This window comes from Streptomyces sp. NPDC004561 (assembly GCF_053602155.1).
The window spans coordinates 1-1,136 of the sequence record NZ_JBSGDB010000930.1 but is presented as its reverse complement, the minus strand read 5'-3'; the positions used below and the strand labels follow the sequence as shown (position 1 = coordinate 1,136).

Annotated in this window: 2 protein-coding genes; both read right to left on the bottom strand. The window is 68.1% G+C overall.

Annotated elements, in window-relative coordinates; translation table 11 throughout:
• Positions 1-690, bottom strand: a 690-nt coding sequence (locus ACWEN3_RS46790; RefSeq protein WP_452984572.1) for a ketoacyl-ACP synthase III family protein, incomplete at its 3' end; no start/stop codon positions are given.
• Positions 691-766: 76 nt separating this feature from the next.
• A partial coding sequence (locus ACWEN3_RS46785; RefSeq protein ID WP_452984570.1) for a hypothetical protein occupies positions 767-1,136 on the bottom strand: 370 nt, incomplete at its 5' end.

Sequence of the window (1,136 nt, the reverse complement as noted above, 5' to 3'; positions counted from 1 at the left end):
GTAGCGCCCCCACGCGGCCGGTGCCTCGGGCAGGGTGAAGAACTGCTGCATGCGCTCCGGCACCGGAACCGGCCGGCGCAGCCCAGGGGCCGGCGCGAATTCCGTGGTGCCACGGGTGACCCGCTCCAGCGAATTGTCCGCTCCGGCGGCGAAGGAGACGATCCGGGCGAAGCCGCTCTCGGTCGACAGGACCACGGCCGTGCCTGCGTCCCCGAAGATGATGTTGTCCAGGGTGTTCCACCGGTCGATGCCCGGTGAGGCGTAACGGTCGCCAGTGGTGACGAGCGCCGCGTGGGCGAAGCCGCTACGCAGGTAGGCGGAGGCGAGCCGCATCGCACCGAGCCCACCCAGCGACTGCTGCTGGACGTCGAGGGAGAAGGGATGCGCGCCCACCGACTCGTTGGCGACGTAGGCCGCCGACGGCCACAGGTCCAGACCCTGGAACCAGTGGCTGGCGTGCAACACCAGGCCGATGTCCGAGGAGTCCAGCTCGGACTGCGCGATCGCCGACCGTGCTGCCTGGGCCGCCATTTCGGGGCCGGCCTGACCGTCCGAGACTGCGATGCGTTCAAAGCCGAGTTCCTGGTGCGTGGCCGGCACAAAGCCCTCGGCGACGGCCTCGCTCACGGACACGGTCTCGGGCAGGGACACGGTCGCGGCCGCTATGTACAGATTGGGCTGGTTGTTCATGATGATCTCCGACCACTGGGGCTCTTGGGAGCGGGTGCGACTATGCGATTACGGGTCCGACCCGTCCCGGGTGGTGTCACCAGATGTTCAAGCCGTAGACGAGGTCGTTGTACCGGCAGCTGAGCTCGCTCTCGGGCACGGGTGACACTGCCATGTTGCTGAACGGCTCTGATCTGCCTGTGACACGCGGCTGACGTACGACTCGTTGATCGCTCGGGCGCGCGGACAAGTCGGCGGGCACCCCGGAGCCGAGCTCCGGCGCACCCGCCGACCAGAACCGTTCGATCAGAGCTGCGAAGGCTTTGGACTTGCCCAGAAGCAGCTGCACCACAGCCGCGAGCAGCACCAGGACGCCCGCCCGGGAGTACAGCGACTCACTGAACGCAGTGGGGTAGCCGTGCACACCTCCGTGGTGCCCGGCCACTGTGAAGAAGATCGCGCCGACG